The following is a 16,250-nucleotide window of genomic DNA, read 5'->3' as shown; positions in this document are numbered from 1 at the left end:
AGCAGGTAAGTGGCCTCTTCCGGCAGTCAAGCCTCAACGACAAGCGATCAAGGTTCCGATGACGCAGAACGCCAGACGTTAAGGATCAAGCTTACGACGGCGAAGTGACCGAAGCGCCTCCCGCCCACTCCCTTGCCGCTCCCACGGACACACGCCGGTGACGCTGCCGCTGCTGTGCCACCTCTTCCTGGGGCGCAGGCTTGGGCTGCAAGAGGCCGTCAGCTGTGTCGAGGAGCGACAGCCCGTCGCGCGCGCTGACTGCCCGCAGCCAGGCCAACGCATCCTCGGTGGAGCAGCCTTCGCATCCCGCGACCCGTTCGGCGGCCTGGTGGATGCGGTGCCAGCGTGCCGCACGTGTATCCGTTGTCCACACCGGGCGCTGACAACCCGTGCTCGCGTGCACCTGCCGCCAGCGCAGTAGCGCGTCCAAGGCAACGTCAGCGGCATGTTGCGCATACTCGATGTGGGAGCCTGTCACCTGCGCCGGTTGCGTGTAGTACAGGCACATGACGCCGATCGGCGTACGGCGTTCGTTCAACGGCAGCGCCAGTACCTGGTCCTGCAAGCCCGAGAACAGGACCGGCCGCATCTCCAGTGCCGCATTGATCGACGGCCCGTCAGCAAGCGTGAACTGCACGGCCTCGCCCAGTAGCGCCGATTCATCGGTGGCATGCAGCAGTTGCCAGCGGTTCAGACTCGGAAGAAGCGAGAGAGCCGCTCGCTGCGCCCCCATGCCCTCCGCGAACGCGGTGCACAGTCGGCGTGGCAGAGTACCTCGCCCCACCGCTGCCGCGACCGAGACGTCATGCACAATCGATGATGTTTCCGGTGTTTCCTCCAGCATCGTCATCATCCTTCAGTCGCGCACTGATCGCGCGTTGCGGGCGCCCTGAGAGCGGTACGGATGGCCGTACCCGGCGCCCAAGAGGTAAGAGTGCGCCTACCACCCGACAGGCCATCTCATGTGTCGCCCACCCAACTCTGCTGCTGTGGCGGCTACTTGGGGCGGCTTTGAACGGTGACGGTGCGCGTCGCCGCCACCCTGCCGCCACGCGAGTGGATGGCTTGTTGAATCACGCAGATGCGGGCAAGCGGGTAAAGAAGGAACCGCGACGAGCACCGGAGGTTGCGATGGTGCACTACTTCGACGCGGAGGACTCCCTGCTCGGGAGCAGCCCGCAGACAGCGGAGCGCGCGCGGGACATGGCAAGAGGCTTTCTGTCGGTGATCGCGCCCACGGATGTGGCGGAGGCGGAGGCCGTACTGATCGTGGTGTCGGAGTTGGTCACCAACGCGGCGGTGCACGCCGGCGGGGTCACTGGCTTTGAGCTGCGGGCGGACCCAGGAACAGTCACGGTGAGTGTCGAAGACGCAAGTCCGGACCCGCCCCGTCCGCGACGGTCCGAGCGAACCGCGCAATGGGGGCCGGGCGGCTTCGGCTGGCCGCTGATCCAGGAGTTGTCCGCAGACGTAGACGTCTGCACCAGACCGGGTGGGAAGACCGTGCGGGCTGTTCTGCCTCTGGCGCACTGACCTCGAGGAACGACACCGCCACTCCACCGCGCAGCCGCACCGGGATTGGTCCGACGGGCCGCCGCTGATCACGCTCCGCGCACCCGCCAGGGCATGAAAGTGGTGACGCCGGGTAAGCGCGCCTGAGGCCGGTCTGCTGGTTGCCCGACGAGACCGGGGCGACAGGGAGGGCTTGTGACAGCCACGACGCACGTCGAGACAACGACGGATTCCGACACCGAGCTGCCACAGATCACCAACCCGCAGAAGATGGCGCCCAACGACGCCCGGGCGATGTCCAGGCTGTTCTTCGAGCGGCTTGCGGTGCTCGAGGAGGGAACCCGCGAGTATCAGTACGCGCGCAACACCCTGATCGAGATGAACATGTCGCTGGTGCGCTTTGCCGCCGGCCGCTTCCGTAGCCGCAGCGAGGACATGGAGGACATCGTCCAGGTCGGCACCATCGGTCTGATCAAGGCCATCGACCGGTTCGAGGTCTCCCGCGAGGTCCAGTTCACCAGCTTCGCCGTGCCCTACATCATGGGTGAGATCAAGCGGTTCTTCCGCGACACCTCTTGGTCCGTGCACGTTCCGCGGCGTCTACAGGAGGCGCGTACGGAACTCGCCAAGGCCACCGAGGAACTCAGCACTCGCCTTGGCCGCACCCCCAAGGTCTCAGAACTGGCCTCTTTGATGGACCTCACCGAGGACGAGGTCATCGACGCCCAGATGGCGGCGAACGGCTACACCGCCGCATCCCTGGACGCCGCCCTCGGCATCGACGCCGACGACGGTGAGGTGACTCTGTCCGAGTTCATCGGCGAAGACGATCCCGCCCTCGAACTCGTCGAGGACTTCCATGCGCTCGCGCCCCTCATCGCCGACCTGAATGAACGGGACCGCCGCATCCTCCACATGAGGTTCGTCGAGGAGCTCACCCAGGCACAGATCGGGACGGAACTCGGCGTCTCCCAGATGCATGTCTCACGGCTCATCACCCGTATTCTGGCCCGCCTGCGCTCAGGCATGCTCTCCCTCGAAACCCCGAGCTGATCAGCCTCGGCCGTCTCACCCCTGTGGGCGGCCGGCGCGAGGGAGTCGGACGACGGTCACGAGGAACTCGTCGAATGTCGAATGACGACGGCGCTGTCGATGGGTGCGATACGGCTGCGGACGGTGTAGCGGTCGCAGCGATCGCCTCAGTGCCCCGCTGCTGCGATCGAGAAGGCGATGCTGCGCGATGGCCGATGACGCTCATCTGTTTCTTCTCATGGTGTGACCGCATCCTCGGAGCAGGTCAGGATCCTTCCGGCAGGAGCGGAGGCGCTCATCCCGGAGGACGCCGGGCGGGTGTGTTGGGCCGCCCTATTCCGGGACCTCACTCATTACCGGGAGGCACTCGTGCACCGGGCGCTGACAGCTGGTGTTGTTCCGGCACCGCGTATCGCCCAGCTCACAGGGCTGGATCCCCAGGACATCGGTCGGTTGGTCCAAAGCTGACACCATGGCGTGAGGCGGGGACATCGGTGCCCACGGCGACCGCGCGCTGCCATTGCGGACGCCGAGCCCGCCTTCCTTGATACTCATCCACGCCGTGGACGGTCGGTCATGGGCTCCGAGGCATATCGGCACGCCCAAGGAGGCCCCGTGCGGACCCCACGCACGAAGTCCAGACTGCCGGCCTGATCCGCGGGGTCTTGGGCAAGGCGGCGGTCGTATCGGTTCCGTTGTCAGTTGAAGCAGATTACGAGAGCCCCGCCCTTGCGTGTAGAGATCAGAGATGCCGGCCGCGCGCAACGTCCGTCCGGAGCGCGCCTGTTGGCGGGCTGCGTCGGCGCGGGGCCCGCGGTTGTCCGGGTACAGACATACCGGCCCGGATCCGGGGCAGGCGGGTTCTACGGGAGTACCCGCTTCGAGTCGATGGTCGATTCTGGAGGTGTCAGGTGTCTGCCTCGATGGGCAGGAAAGTGCTGGAGCGTTTTCCTGCGGGATCTCCGCGCGGATCGTGGCCGGCGGAGGAGTATGCGGCGGCGCGCCGCGCGAGGGGCGAGCCCGCCAAGGTCGTCATGGACCTGAAGTCGGACGCATTCCTCGTGGTGATCGCAACACACGACGACGACTGATCGTCTGTGGGAGTCTTTCACGTGCAGGGCGTGCCGTGCCCCGTGCAGAGGCGGCCCTCTGACTGACGGCACTCCAGGCTTTCATGGCTGCGCCGCAAGCCTTGCCCGGTGCCGTTGATGCCGCAAAGGGCCCAACTCGGCCCAGAAGTTCAGCGATCACACCGGTCGGCAGGCCCGTGATCCGCTTGTTGCTGAAGCCGATGTGAGAATGGTGTCTCGTGGCGTGCGAAGGCGGCCTCCACTCCGAAGCGGCGCACCTCTTCGAACTGGTCGACGGTCGGGCCACCCCGGTGCCCTGGTCCTACTTCGGTGAGCCCGCAGCCGTCATCACCAAGTGGCACCGCACCGTCGTACGTCGAACCCGCGCGGCAAGACAGGCTCAGGCCTGATGATCACGCGAGAGAAACTGCCCGGAGTGGCAGCTGTGAGCGGTACGGGAGCACCGCCCCTGCGACTGGGCGAGGGGGCGGTGCTCCGGACCTTGAACGCGGGCACGTTGATGAGGCCATACCTGCCGATGGCCCGTGGGCGCTACGAGGATGCCGTCTCGGTTGCCGCACGACTGACCCCTGGTCAAGAGCCTTGTCTGCGGCACCCGCCAGGGGAAGCGGTCGATCACGGCTCGGCGTGGGACAACCACGACCGGCCGGATCTCCTGGACGGGTTCGTCGCCCAGTTCCTTCCGGAATCCGGCAGGGCGTAGTACGTCACGGCTGATGCCTGCGCAGTCCCGGCAGATCGTGGCTCCCGCGGCGTCCCGACCGGGAAGTAGCCGCTCGGTTCCGCAGCCTGGGCAGCGGCCCCGGTCCCGCATGGCCCGCTCGTAACAGGTGCGGCAGATGGCGCCGTCTGACCAGTTCGCGGACTTGGCGGCGCGGCGGCCACAGCGTGCGCAGGTGCGTATGTGCCACCGCTCGTACTTCTCGCGGCTGCCGTAGGCCGGGCTCACGAGTCGGGGGTGATCCGGGCGCGCTTGGGCCGGTACGCCAGTCCGGCTCTTCGCCCCTCTTGCCTGCGGGATCAACCAGGTAGCGGAAGTTCGGACAGGATCGAGCCCTCTCGCTGACGCGCTACCGGGGTGGAACGGAGTCGTAGTCGTGCCGGGCCTGCTCGACCTTGTCCAGGTTGTCGGCAGCCCATTCGGCGAGGTGGGCGAAGAGTGGGGCCAGGCTGCGGCCCAGCTCGCTGATCTCGTACTCGACCCTGGGGGGGACCTCCGGGTGGTACGTACGCACGACCATGCCGTCGCGTTCCAGCTGACGCAGCCGCTGGGTCAGTACCTTTGGTGTGATCGTGCCGATCCGTCGTTCCAGCTCGACGAACCGTTGCCGACCATGCATGTTGAGCGTCCACAGGATCGGCGTGGTCCACCGGCTGAACACGATGTCCACGACCGCACTGGTCGGACAGGCGAGTTCCGGGTCGGTCGCAGCGGCTGCGACCCAGTCAGCATCACCGGCCATACACACACCCTAGGGATAGTCACTTTCCTGTAGGTACCTACTATATCGACGGTGTTAGCGTCCCCGTGTCGCCCAGAGACAGCTCTCCGCGGCGGCCCCGCCCACTCGGGCGGCCACAACCATGCTGAGTTGACACGGGAGTTGTTCATGTTCGTAGTGACGGGTGCGACCGGTAACGTCGGCCGATCGCTCGTGCAGGCCCTCGCGGAATCCGGTGCGCAGGTGACCGCGACATCCCGGGGGATCTCGGACGCGGACGTACCGGAGAGCGTCCAGTACACGCAGGCGGATCTGGTCGATCCTGAGAGCCTTCGGCCCGTTTTCGACGGAGCCGAGGCACTGTTCCTTCAAAGCGGCGGCCCCAGCGCGCACCTGCTGAGCCCCCAGGACATCCTCGACGTCGCCAAGGCCGGCGGTGTCGGGCGGGTCGTCCTGCTGTCCTCCCAAGGAGTCGCGACCCGACCGCATTCGGCCTCTCACGGGGACCTGGGACGATCCATCGAGGACGCCGTCCAGCAGTCAGGCGTGGACTGGACGATCCTGCGGCCCGGAGGCTTCAACTCCAACGCGTACGCCTGGGCCGAGTCGATCCGCACCCGAAGGACCGCCGCCGCGCCGTTCGCCGACATCGGCCTGCCGACCATCGACCCGGACGACATCGCCGAAGTCGCCGCCACAGCCCTGCGGGAGGACGGCCACGCCGGACAGATATACGAGCTGACCGGGCCCGCCCTCAGCACTCCCCGCCAGCGGGCCGAGGCGATTGCCGACGCACTCGGCGAACCCGTCCGTTTCATCGAGCAGAGCCGCGACGAGGCCCACGCACAGATGCTGCGGTTCATGCCCGAGCCCGTCGTCGAGACCACGCTGACCATCCTGGGTGAGCCCACCCCCGCCGAGCAGCGCATCAGCCCCGACGTCGAGCGGCTCCTCGGCTGCGCGCCCCGCACCTTCGCCGACTGGGCCCAGCGCCACATCGCCGCCTTCCGATAGACCCTGCGTCTCCGGCCAAGCCATTCCTGGGCAATCCATCACGACGCACCGCCGACGGCAACCAGACGGTTCCCGCGCCTCGGAGTGGGGATCCAAGGTGAGCAGGTCCGGAAATGTGCCGAGTTCAGGGTGGGGAAAATCAATTCAAACCGCCCCGACTTTCCTCGCACCCGCTCACGGCGGGCCTGCTCGATTCGTCGCCGTGCGCTGTTCGTCGTGCGCTGTTCGCCGCTCGTCCGCGACATCCGTGTCGCCGCCCCGCAACTGCGCGAAACCACCGGAGCAAGGGTCGCCGTCACCGGCACCACCGCCGTCAACATCGACGTCTCCAACCGTCTCAGCGACTCCCTGCTGCCGTTCATGGCGATCGTCATCGGCCTCAGTCTGCTCCTGCTGACCATGGTGTTCCGCTCGCTGGTCGTCCCCCTCAAGGGCCGCCGTCGGCTTCCTGCTCTCGGTCGCCGCCTCGCTCGGCCTGGTCGTCGCCCTGTTCCAGTGGGGCTGGCTGGCCGACGTCCTCGGCCTCGCCCACACCGGTCCCGTCGTCAGCTTCCTGCCGATCATCCTGATCGGCGTGCTCTTCGGACTCGCCATGGACTACGAGGTGTTCCTCGTCTCCGGAATGCGGGAGGAATGGGTGCACCCCGGGGTGGCCCGCCGCTCGGTGACCGACCGCGCGGCACAGCGTCCGGGTCGTCACCGCGGCCGCCCTGATCATGTTCACCGTCTTCGCCGGCTTCTTCCCCCTCGACGACGCCCTGATCAAGCCCATCGCCTTCGCCCTCGCCGTCGGCGTGGCCATCGACGCCTTCGCCGTCCGCCTGACCCTCGTCCCGGCCGTCCTCGCCCTCGCCGGACGCCACGCCTGGTGGCTCCCCGCCTGGCTCGACCGCGTCCTGCCCAACCTCCCCGTCGAGGGCACCCGCCTCCAGAAAACCCCGCAGGCGGAACACAAGGAGCCCGAGCGGGTCTGCTGAACCGGCTGCGCACCCGGCGGAGGCGAGCGAGGCAGCCGAGCGCGAGGGCCGCAAGCCCGTCGAACTGCCGGTCTACGCCCACCCGTGGCCGGGAGAAGAAGACCGCACCGCCAGTCCGCCGTGGTTGGTGAACGGCTTGCCGTCGGCTGTGGCAGTGGGCTGCGTGACGACGCCCAACAAGGAGGCGCCGCGACCGTGGTGTGCCGCCTCGACCAGGCCCCCATCATGCTCGACCACACCCTGCCCTCACCGGCGTGGTTGCCCACTTCGGGTCGGTGTGTACCTTGCCGAGCACGCGCCAGTACTTCAGGTGAGCGAAGCCGTGCTCGACCGGGGCGCGGACGGCAGCCAGTGTCGTGTTGGACAGTTTCTGGCTGCGGGTCAGGGGCCGGTTGCGTGTGGCCTTGTGGCCGGTGTGTGGCCGGTGATCACCGCGGGGTCGGCGTCCGGTCCGCTGTCGTCGAGGCCGACGAAGCCCAGGTCGGCGATCGCGCCGAGGCCGCCCGCGCGGAGGTGGGCGGTGAGTAGGCGGACTCTTACGACAGGCGCAGCAGAACCCGAGGAATGACACCCAGATGGTGAAGCGCTTCGACGATCCCATCGCCCTGGAGACGGTGCCGATACCTGCGAGAAACAAGGCCGTGTTGCCTTCACTCCTCTTGTTTCGCCACAGAGTTGTCATTTAACTTGAGTTGCCGAGTGAAGCGCTTCGACACTTCGCGCGGGGCCATCGGTTATGTGACGACGTACGACATCCCGCAACCGCCCGCCAGGGTCACGGCGGGCAGTACCCCTACCTCTCCTCGAGGACTTCGCATGACCCATCGGCCCGCGCGCTGTCGAACTCATGGCGCAGGCGAAGTACACCGTCCTCCGCGTAGACGAGTCGCTCTGGTCCTGGGAACCGGAGAACGGTTGTTTCCAACTCGATTGGCTGCAACCCGTCCTCGACGGCGCCACGAGCGCGGCATCTCCGTCGTCCTCGGCACCCCCACCTACGCGGTGCCCCCGTGGCCGGCCCGGCAGTACCCGGAGATCGCCGCGGAGGACCCACCGAGCGGCGCCGCGTGGGGCGCCCGTCAGGAGGGCGACATCACGCAGCAGCGTTCCGCTTTCACGCCTGGCGGGTGATCCGCGCAATCACGGGCCCGCTACGCCGCCCACCTCTCGGTCGTCGGCTTCGGGTGGTACCTGGGCGATGTCCGTGTGCCGGGCGAGTCGAAGACCAACCTCTCGTATCCAACGCAAAGGAGAGCGTCATGCGACGACGCACGTTCATCGCCTCCCTCGGCGCGGCCGCGGTCGCGGCCGGTGCCGCGCCCGCCCCGGCCTTCGCCCAGGCCGATCCGCGAGGCAAGGACGCCTACGCCTGGAAGAACGTCGTCGTCAACTGCGGCGGCTTCGTTCCCGGCATCATCTTCAACGAGACCGAGCGGAACCTGATCTACGCCCGCACCGACGTCGCCGGTGCCTTCCGGTGGCAGGAGGAGTCCCGGACCTGGAAGCAGCTGATGGACTGGGTCGACCGCGACAACTGGGGCTACCAGTACGTGGTCTCGATGGCCACCGACCCGGTCGAAACCAACCGCGTCTATGCCGCGGTCGGCGCCTACACCACCGACTGGGACCCCAACAACGGCGCCGTCCTCTACTCCGACGACTACGGCGAGACCTGGGGCGTCGCACCGCTGCCGTTCAAACAGGGCGGCAACATGCCCGGCCGCGGCATGGGCGAGCGCCTGGTCGTCAACCCGGCCGACAACGCACAGCTGTACCTGGGCACCCCCAGCGGGAACGGCCTGTGGCGCTCGACCGACTACGGCCGCACCTGGGCCGCGGTCGAGAACTTCCCCAACCCCGGCAACTTCGTCGTCGACCCCACCAACGAGTACCTCGCCGACAACCAGGGCGTGATCTGGATCGACTTCGACCGGACCGGCGGCGACATCTACGTGGGCGTGGCCGATCCGGACGACCCGCTCTATGTGTCCAAGGACGGCGGAGCCACCTGGCAGCCCGTGCCCGGCGCGGCCGAGGCGCTCGGCGAGGTCGACGGGAACCGAACCATCCCCAAGCAGTCCGCCGTGGACAACTCGAACGGGTACCTCTACATCGTCACCGGCTGGGACCCCGGCCCCTACAACGGCGCACCGGCCTCGGGCAACGGCGGCCAGATCTGGCGGCTGGAGACCCGGACCGGCCGATGGACCGACATCACCCCCGCGTACAACCCCAAAGGCCCGATCCCCGGTTTCGGCGGTCTGACCATCGACCGCCAGAACCCCGGCACGCTCATGGCGGCCACGTGCAACAACTGGGCCCCCGACGAGATCCTCTACCGCTCCACGGACTCCGGCAAGACCTGGCAGCTCAGCTGGGACTACGCCGAAGGCACCGAGCGCACCGACCGCTTCGTCATGGACCACACCGGCACGCCGTGGCTGGACTGGGGCGGCGTCGACCAGGGGCCCGCATACGCGGTCAAGCACGGGTGGATGATCGACGGCCTGGCGATCGACCCGCACAACTCCGACCGCATCATGTGGGGCACCGGCGCCACCATCTGGGGCACCGAGGAACTGACGCAGTGGGACACCCAGGGCGAGCTGATCGGCAAGAACGAGGCCGGCGAGCGGATCGCGTTGCCCGTCGAGCGGTTCACGGTCGGAGTGCGGGCCGAAGGCGTGGAAATGACCTGGGTCCGCGACCTCGCCGCCCTCGGCGGCACCCTCGTCTCCGCCATGGGCGACGTCAACGGCTTCGTCCACACCGACCTCGACCGGGCCGAGGAGATGATCCACCCCGGCTGGAGCGGCACCAGTCTCGACTACGCCCAGTCCGACCCGGACATCATCGTCGGCAGCGGCGACGTCAACAGCGACACGTCCGGCCACGTCATCGTCTCCACCGACCGCGGCAAGACCTGGCGGAACGCAACGCGACTCGCAGGCCTCCCGGGCAACAACCACGGCGGCGTCGTCGCGATCACCGCCGACGCCGCCGCGCTCCTGTGGGCGCCCGGCAACACCGACGTCACCCCGGTCCGCAGCACCGACCTGGGCAAGACGTGGAACCCGGTCCGGGGACTCCCGGCAGGCGCCAGGATCCGATCCGACCGCGTCAAACGGTCCGTCCTGTACGCCTTCTCCAGCGGCACGTTCTACCGAAGCTCCGACAGGGGCGCGACGTTCTCCGACACCGGAGCGACCGGCCTGCCCGCCGAAGGCGTCGACGACTTCAGGGTCGCCCCCGGCCACAAGGGCCACATCTGGCTCGCCAGCCGCAGCGACAAGGATGACGTCGAAACGGGCCTGTGGCAGTCCAAGGACGGCGGCACGACCTGGAAGCGCATCCGCACGATCGACTTGGCGATCTCGGTCGGCTTCGGCAAGGCCGCCAGACGATCCGGCTACCCGGCGATCTACACCTCAGCCACGGTCGAAGGCCAGGACGGCATCTTCCGCTCGACCGACGGCGGCAAATCCTGGATCCGCATCAACGACGACGACCACCAGTGGGCCTTCGCCGGGTCCGCCATCACCGGCGACCCGCTCGTCTACGGCCGCGTCTACCTCAGCGCCCGCGGCATAGTCTACGGCGACATCGCTTCCTGATGCCGTTGTCAAACGGCTGTCGTGACCGGAGGTGTGACCTCGTAGGACAGTCGATCACGGACAGAGCCCACAGGACGTTGACGCGTCAGCGAGCTGATCACCGAGCAGGGCCTGGACGTGCTTCGTCATAGCCGCCTACACCAGCTCAGGCTCGCCCGTCCGGTCACCCTCGACCCTCGGCACTCTGAGGGAAGACGACCGCACCGCACTGGCTCACACCGCTCACACCTGCCCGGTGCCGGCGGACGTTTCGGAACCCCCGCCAGCACCTGCCCTGCCCTGCCACCTTTCTGACGGAAAGCAGGTATCTGTCATGCATGCGCGCGGCCTCAGTGACGCCACACCTGAGAGCCGCACCCGCCCGCCCACTGCGGGAAAGTACCGCCCGACTCTTCGTACGGACGGTCAGGCGGACCGGAAACAGCACCCGACTCTCCACAAGGAAGCACCGTCATGACCACACGCAGCATCACCGACCGCCTGGGCGGGCTCGCCTTCGGCGGGGACTACAACCCCGAGCAGTGGGGGGAGCCGGTCTGGAAGTAGGACGACGAGCTCATGCGCCGGGCCAGGGTCAACCTGGCCACCCTCGGTGTCTTCTCCTGGGCCCTGCTCGAACCCGAGCAGGGCCGCTACGACTTCTCCTGGCTCGACGCCCACGTCGAACGCCTCCACGCGAACGGCGTGGCCGTCGACCTCGCCACTCCGACTGCCTCCCCGCCGCCCTGGTTCAGCCTGGCCCACCCCGACGCGCTTCCGGTCACCCCCGAAGGCACCCGCCTCACCCACGGCAGCCGCGACACCTACTGCCTCACCGCGCCCGCCTACCGCACCGCGGCCCGCCGGATCGCCTCCGCCCTGGCCGAGCGGTACGGCGACCACCCTGCCACTCGCGCTGTGGCACGTGCACAACGAGTACGGCACGATCTGTTACTGCGACCACACGGGCGCGGCCTTCAGGGTGTGGCTGCGCGCCCGCCACGGCTCGCTGGAGGCCCTCAACGACGCCTGGGGGACGGCCTTCTGGAGCCAGCGCTACACCTCCTGGGAGCAGGTGCTGCCGCCGCGCGCGACGCAGTGGCACAAGAACCCCGGCCAAGCACTGGACTTCCACCGCTTCTGGTCCGACGAGGTCATCGCTGCCTACCGCGAGCAGCGCGACGCGATCCGCGCGCACAGTGACCGGCCGGTCACAACCAACCTGATGCTCCCCGCCTACCAGAACATCGATCTGTGGGTCCTCGCCCGCGAACTCGACGTGGTCAGCTCCGACCAGTACCCCACCTCACCCGGTCTGGACGCCGCCGCCGACGTCGCCTTCCACGCCGACCGCACCCGCTCCCTGGCCGGCGGCAGCCCCTGGCTGCTGATGGAGCAGGGCACCAGTACCGTCTATGACCGCGACCGGGCCCTCGCCAAGGAGCCCGGGGACATCGTGCGCCACACCCTCGGCCACATCGCTCGTGGTTCGGAGGGCGCCCTGTTCTTCCAGTGGCGGCAGTCCCGGGCCGGCGCTGAGATGTGGCACTCGGCGATGGTCCCGCACGCGGGACCCGACAGCCGCGTCTTCCGCGAGGTCACGCAGGTCGACGAGGCGGTCGCCCGGCTCGGTGAGCTGGCGGGATCGACGGTCACCGCCCCGGTGGCCGTCCTCCACGACTCGGACGCCTGGTGGGCGCTGAGCATGGACGACCTGCCCTCCCCCGACCTCGACTGCCACGCGGAACTGGGCCGAGCACACCGAGCTCTGTGGGACGCGGGTGTCACGGTCGACTTCGCCCACCCCGAACACGAGCTGGGCCGCTATCCACTGGTCATCGCGCCGGCTCTGTTCCTGATGTCCGACGCGGGCGCCGAGAATTTGCGCCGTTACGTCGAGGGTGGTGGGACGCTGCTCGTCCAACACGCGAGCGGATTCGTCGACGAGCGCCTGCATGCCCGGCTGGGCGGCTACCCCGCCGCGCGCCGCTGTGCGAGGCGCTGGGCGTCCGCGTCGAGGAGTACCGGCCGCTGCGGCGGGCCGAGCGGATCGCCCTGTCGGACGGATCACACGGCACCGTCTGGAGCGAGTCCCTGCGCGCCGAGGGCGCGGAAACGCTCGCCACGTACACCCACGGCATGCTCACGGACAGTCCCGCGCTCACCCGGCATCGCTTCGGCACCGGGCAGAGCTGGTACCTCTCGACCCGCCTGGAGGAGACCGACTACGGCGCTCTGGTTCGCCGGATGCTGAAGGAGGCCGGCGTCGAGCCCGAACTGCCAGGTCTGCCGCCCGGTGTTGAAGCCGTCACACGGCACGCGCCCGACGGCCGCCGCTGGCACGTCCTGATCAACCACCGCACCGCCACCCTGCACCTGCCGGAGCCCGCGCACGACCTGCTCACCGGGGCCGTCGCACACGAAGTCCCGCCCGGTGGCTGCGCCGTTCTGCGCATTACCTGACCTGGACCGAGCCCGTACACCATTTCTCAGGACGCAACCCTGGCCCCGCCACGGCGACACACGCCTCACGACCTGCGCTGTACCAAGTGCCAACCATTTCGCTGATTCTGCGGCTCCGGCTGCTGAAGCTACTCAGCATCAGGCAGGTCGTGAGGCGTGGCCTGGTGCCGACCAGCGAGCTCGGTCACACCCACGACCCGAAGACCTCGCTCGTCAGCCCCGAGAAGGCCCGCGAGAACACGGCGAAGGAAGTGGACCGGCTCCTGGACACCGCCGTCTACTTCCAGCGCCACGCTCACGCCGCGATGCTCGGGCGGTACGTCCTGGGCGCGGACTCCAAGGAGGGCCGGTGTTGCGCTGCTTGTAGGTCTCGCGGTCGAAGGCTGGTGGCCTGCCGCCCCGACTGCCCCGCCGCAGCCGGTGACCACGCTGATCCGCCGGGATCGGGATCACCGCCCGAATGCCGCGCTTTCGCAGGTGGTCGCGGATCGCGCGGGACGAGTAGGCCGTATCCGCCAGGACCACGTCCGGCCTGGTGCGTGGACGACCACGTCGTCGGGGGACGCGCAAGCGGGCCATGACGTCGGTGAAGGCCGGTGCATCGCCGGCCTATCCCGCAGTGAGAACGAACGCCAGGGGCCGGCAACGGGCATCGGCTGCGAGGTGGATCTTCGTGGTCAGCCCGCCGCGAGACCGGCCGATGGCGTGGTCGGCCGGTTCGCCGGCCGGGGCCCCTTTTTGCGGGCTCCGGCCGCGTGCTGATGAGCTCGCACGATCGTGGAGTCCACCGACACGGCCCAGGTCAGGTCCTCATCAGCGTCGGCCTGGGCCATCAGTGCGGTGAAGACCCGCTCCCAGGTGCCATCGATGGCCCACATCCGCAACCGGTTGTAGACGCCCCGCCAGTTGCCATACTTCTCCGGCAGATGGACCCACTGCGTTCCGGCCTGGAACTTGAAGGCGATCGCGTCCATCACCTCACGGTGATCACGCCAGCGACCACCCCGCTTGGCGTCCGGTCCGGGAGTAATGGCTCGATCCGCGCCCACTGCGCATCTGTTAACGGCACACCCGGACCAACGACCGACTGATCCGAACGAAACTGCCTAATAGTGCTTCGTCACGTCGGGTGATCTCGGCTGGTGGTGGGCATTTTCACCGTATGAGGTTAGGGGAGGTGGAACGGCTCCGGGGTGAGTTATCGGAGTTCGTTGCCGATGTGTTCGGGTCGTTGCCGCGGCGGGATCAGCGTCGGTGGGGCGAGTGTTATCTGCGGGGTCTGATGCTGGACGGCCGGCGCAAGTCGATCCAGCCGATGGCCGATCGGCTGCCGGACGACGCCGGTGCGTCAGCGGATCGCCCGACGGTTGTGCGGGGTGATCCAGCCCGAGGTGTGGGTCGTCGACGATGTGTCGTTCCCCAAGTGCGGCACCGCGTCGGTGGGGGTGGCCCGGCAGTACTGCGGCGCGTTGGGCAAGCGGGCGAACTGCCAGGTCGCTGTCAGCGTGCACGCGGCCACTGACGCTGCCTCGTGTCCGCTGGAGTGGGAGTTGTTCCTGCCTGAGGAATGGTCGCAGGACCAGCAGCGGCGCCGGCGGGCCGGGGTGCCCGAGGGGGTCTGTCATGTGTCCAAGACCCGTCTGGCGCTGGGGCTGCTGGACCGGCTGGCTGCGCAGGGGCTGGTGGTGCCGGTGATCGTGGCGGATGCCGGCTACGGCCGCAGCGTTTCCTTACGGCTCGCGCTGGAGGAACGCGGCTGGTCCTACGTCATGGCCGTCGATCCAAAGGAGATCGCCCGGCCCGCGACTGCGGAGCCTCATCAGCCCGACTACGGCGGGCTGGGGCCGCCCACGTTGCCCCGTTACCGCGATCCGGCCCGACCGCTTCCCGGCCTCATCGACGCCGACACCCTGTTTCAGGAGGTCACCTGGCGGCAGGGCAGCAAAGGCGCGATGACCTCACGTTTCGCCGTGCTCGAGGTGAGGCCGTCGGGCAAGGAAGCCAGCCGCACCGCCCAGGAGCAGGCCGGCGGACGCAACTGCTGGGACGGAGTGCTGCCGCTGCGGACCCTGCTCGTCGAGCAGCCCGAAGAAGCGCCGGAGCCGACCGGCTACTGGGTGAGCAACCTGCCGGTTACCACCCCGGTCACCGATCTGGTGCGGTGGGCGAAGATGCGCCGGCGGATCGAGCACGACTACCGCGAACTCAAACACGGCCTGGGCCTGGACCACTTCGAAGGCCGCACCTGGCGCGGCCGGCACCACCATGTCACCCTCGTCACCGCCGCCCAGGCCTTCCTCACCCTGCGGCGGCTCGACCCAAAAGCCCAGATGCCGGCCTGACCCTCTACCAGGTCCTCGACGTCCTCCAAGACCTGCTGAGGTGCTGGACCGGCATCTGCACCACCTGCGGCCGACCCCTGCCGACCAGCAGATCCAGAACCTAACGAAGCACTACTAGGCCGCCGAGATCGGCCGCCTGATACAGCACCAGCACCCAGGAGCGTCCCCGCTCCATGATCGGCACCGACGCCCGAGTCCGCCAACTCAACCTCTGCCGCCACTGCTTCGACCTCGTCGCCGCCGGCGCCTGGACGATCGAGGCAGGCGAATGGCCGGCGCGTTCTCTCCGAGTTCCTTCGCGACGGTGGTACTCGCCGACAGGTCGATGTCGGCGAGTACCACTGCCGCGTCGAGCTCCCGCCTTGCAAAAGGCCTGAGCCCCCGCCCGGTACCCCCTGCTATCGGCACTGGCCCGCGTGCCGCCTTTGGCCGATGGGCCCGGCGTCGCATGCGCGTGTGCTTGGCGCGGTCAGTCTGTGGTGAAGCTGGACAGCATCGCGGCGGGGTAGCGGCTGCCTGCCGAGCCGTGGGGAAGGATCTCAGTGATGCGGGCCAGATCAGCGGCGGAGAGCTGGACGTCGGTGGCGCCGGCGTTCTCCTCGAGGCGCTTGGTGCTGCGGGTGCCGGGAATGGGCGCGATGTCCTCGCCCTGGGCGAGCAGCCAGGCCAGCGCAAGTTGGGCGGTAGTGATGCCCTTGGTGTCGGCCAGATTCTTGAGCTGTTCGATGGCGTGCACGTTGTACGTGTGGTTCTCGCCCTGCCAACGCTCGTCCCAGCTGCGCAT

At 68.4% G+C, this 16,250-nt stretch carries 10 protein-coding genes and 5 pseudogenes; 10 read left to right on the top strand and 5 right to left on the bottom strand.

The features are described from left to right. Positions 1-91: 91 nt before the first annotated feature. Complete coding sequence (locus KUM44_RS42950; protein WP_217215189.1) at positions 92-844, bottom strand: GAF domain-containing protein; 753 nt, start codon at positions 842-844, stop codon at positions 92-94. 287 nt (positions 845-1,131) lie between these two features. On the opposite strand from KUM44_RS42950, the gene KUM44_RS42945 reads away from it, so the two are divergent. The 4 genes from KUM44_RS42945 (at position 1,132) to KUM44_RS42935 (ending at position 4,024) form a co-directional block, all read left to right on the top strand. Further along, entirely contained in the window at positions 1,132-1,533 is a 402-nt protein-coding gene (locus tag KUM44_RS42945; RefSeq protein WP_217215188.1) for an ATP-binding protein, read from the top strand. 174 nt (positions 1,534-1,707) lie between these two features. Further along, on the top strand, positions 1,708-2,565 hold the full coding sequence (locus tag KUM44_RS42940; protein ID WP_308402852.1) for an RNA polymerase sigma factor SigF: 858 nt from the start codon (positions 1,708-1,710) through the stop codon (positions 2,563-2,565). A 222-nt stretch (positions 2,566-2,787) separates the two neighbouring features. Beyond that, positions 2,788-3,012 carry a DUF6003 family protein gene (locus KUM44_RS47425; protein WP_308402851.1) on the top strand — a complete coding sequence of 75 codons (225 nt, stop codon included), beginning with the start codon at positions 2,788-2,790 and terminating at the stop codon, positions 3,010-3,012. An 841-nt stretch (positions 3,013-3,853) separates the two neighbouring features. Beyond that, positions 3,854-4,024, top strand: coding sequence for a hypothetical protein (locus tag KUM44_RS42935; protein WP_217215187.1), 171 nt, complete (start codon positions 3,854-3,856; stop codon positions 4,022-4,024). A gap of 681 nt (positions 4,025-4,705) precedes the next feature. Here the strand turns inward: KUM44_RS42935 and KUM44_RS42930 are convergent. Next, entirely contained in the window at positions 4,706-5,098 is a 393-nt protein-coding gene (locus tag KUM44_RS42930) for a helix-turn-helix domain-containing protein (RefSeq protein WP_217215186.1), read from the bottom strand. Positions 5,099-5,245: 147 nt separating this feature from the next. Here KUM44_RS42930 and KUM44_RS42925 point away from each other — a divergent pair, with 147 nt between their 5' ends. From KUM44_RS42925 to KUM44_RS47885, 5 genes and pseudogenes are all read left to right on the top strand, one after another. After that, on the top strand, positions 5,246-6,091 hold the full coding sequence (locus tag KUM44_RS42925) for an NAD(P)H-binding protein (protein WP_217215185.1): 846 nt from the start codon (positions 5,246-5,248) through the stop codon (positions 6,089-6,091). A 219-nt stretch (positions 6,092-6,310) separates the two neighbouring features. Next, positions 6,311-7,068: pseudogene (locus KUM44_RS46560) on the top strand (MMPL family transporter); the annotation flags it as partial. An 838-nt stretch (positions 7,069-7,906) separates the two neighbouring features. Then, positions 7,907-8,250, top strand: a pseudogene (locus KUM44_RS46555) (beta-galactosidase); the annotation flags it as partial. Positions 8,251-8,327: 77 nt separating this feature from the next. Next, entirely contained in the window at positions 8,328-10,682 is a 2,355-nt protein-coding gene (locus KUM44_RS46550) for a sialidase family protein (RefSeq protein ID WP_254390954.1), read from the top strand. 453 nt (positions 10,683-11,135) lie between these two features. After that, positions 11,136-13,124, top strand: a pseudogene (locus tag KUM44_RS47885) (beta-galactosidase). Positions 13,125-13,337: 213 nt separating this feature from the next. Here the strand turns inward: KUM44_RS47885 and KUM44_RS47880 are convergent. Both KUM44_RS47880 and KUM44_RS47875 read right to left on the bottom strand, forming a co-directional pair. Next, complete coding sequence (locus KUM44_RS47880; RefSeq protein WP_217215182.1) at positions 13,338-13,703, bottom strand: transposase; 366 nt, start codon at positions 13,701-13,703, stop codon at positions 13,338-13,340. A 98-nt stretch (positions 13,704-13,801) separates the two neighbouring features. Further along, positions 13,802-14,193 (bottom strand): annotated as a pseudogene (locus tag KUM44_RS47875) (IS5 family transposase). Between the two features lie 93 nt (positions 14,194-14,286). Here KUM44_RS47875 and KUM44_RS42890 point away from each other — a divergent pair. Further along, positions 14,287-15,466 (top strand): annotated as a pseudogene (locus KUM44_RS42890) (IS701 family transposase). 469 nt (positions 15,467-15,935) lie between these two features. Here the strand turns inward: KUM44_RS42890 and KUM44_RS42885 are convergent. Beyond that, positions 15,936-16,250, bottom strand: a 315-nt coding sequence (locus KUM44_RS42885) for an aldo/keto reductase (protein WP_217212475.1), incomplete at its 5' end; no start/stop codon positions are given.

Origin of the sequence: Streptomyces sp. AC550_RSS872 (genome assembly GCF_019049285.1) — a bacterium.
Lineage (GTDB): Bacteria > Actinomycetota > Actinomycetes > Streptomycetales > Streptomycetaceae > Streptomyces.
The sequence above is the reverse complement of the archived record's forward strand: the minus strand, read 5'-3'. Positions and strand labels throughout refer to the sequence as shown.